The organism is Vibrio sp. L85, assembly GCF_963871815.1.
GTDB classification, from domain to species: Bacteria; Pseudomonadota; Gammaproteobacteria; order Enterobacterales; family Vibrionaceae; genus Vibrio; species Vibrio harveyi.
The window spans coordinates 1-1,190 of the sequence record NZ_CAWMYL010000003.1 but is presented as its reverse complement, the minus strand read 5'-3'; the positions used below and the strand labels follow the sequence as shown (position 1 = coordinate 1,190).

Here is a 1,190-nt window from a genome sequence, read left to right as displayed (position 1 = left end):
ACGGGCTCGCAAACATCATTCACCGGCTCACTTTATTTAAGAATTAAATAGGTAGTCCAGCTTCACGCATTTCTGCTGTCATTTCTTGGCTTTGTTGCTTAATTAAGTGAGAAGACATGGCTGCCCCATGTTGATTGATACTTAAACAATACACTAAGTTTCAGGCATACCAAGCCCTGTAATCTTGTTCAACGCTTTGAGCATAGCGTAAGTCTCGCCAACCTGAGCGTTGTAATTTCTTAGGCTTAGTTTCCCACCTAACAACTGTTTTACCCGATACATTGCTGTCTCTGAGAGCGAGCGCTTATGGCAACCTACCGCCAGATTGCGAGGATGTCCTTGTTCCCAGAAGGCTGCTCCTTCCCTTGGCGGGATGAGCGGAACCGCTCGCTTTATACGTATTGAATCATGGTAATGTCTTGTGTCATAAGCGCCATCACCTGATATCTCAATGATTTTTCGACGTGTTTGCTTTAGTAGGTTAGGAAGCACTTCGGCATCGGTAACGTTCGATAAACTCAGCTCTGCTGCGACTATTTCGTGGGTGCTAGTATCCACTGCTAAATGTAGCTTACGCCAGACTCTGCGCTTCCCATCAGTACCATGCTTTTTGACCTTCCATTCACCTTCGCCATAAACCTTGAGACCAGTGGCATCGATGACCAGATGCTGTATCACGCCTCTAGTTTTGGTTTTAAATGAAACCTCAACTTCCTTAGCTCGACGGTTTATACAGGTGTAATTCGGACAAATAAGCGGTATGTTAGCCAGCTTAAATACGGAGTCTAGAAAACCTTGCAGCGCTCTCAATGGCATAGAGAAAACGCGTTTTACCATCAGTGCGGTAGTAATGGCTAGGTCGCTGAATTGACGAGGCCTGCCGCGCTTGTTCTGTTTGCTTTGCTTCCATTCGCTTATAGCTTCTTCATCAATCCAGAAAGTGAGTGAACCACTATTGATTAGGGCTTTGTTGTACTGTTTCCAGTTAGTTGTTTTGTAACAAGGTTTCGGCATAAGGCTACGATGATTAACTGATGTAGCCGATCAGATCGTAACTTCCTGATTTAGTTTCATCGAATTACGCAACAAAGCCCCCATTGCTTCGCAAGTTTCTTTGTAAGTCCGCCCTGGTCAAGCACCAACTGAGCGCATTCAAGCTTAAACTCTGAGTTAAAAGTGCGTCTTTCACA

Annotated in this window: 1 protein-coding gene; it reads right to left on the bottom strand. The window is 44.9% G+C overall.

The window, feature by feature from the left end:
* Positions 1–153: 153 nt before the first annotated feature.
* On the bottom strand, positions 154–1,014 hold the full coding sequence (locus AACR11_RS00115) for an IS5 family transposase (protein WP_017818817.1): 861 nt from the start codon (positions 1,012–1,014) through the stop codon (positions 154–156).
* Positions 1,015–1,190 lie beyond the last annotated feature (176 nt).

Coding starts and splice junctions, on each gene's coding strand:
- AACR11_RS00115 (WP_017818817.1), bottom strand. CDS start 1,014: ATGCCGAAACCTTGTTACAAAACAACTAACTGGAAACAGTACAACAAA.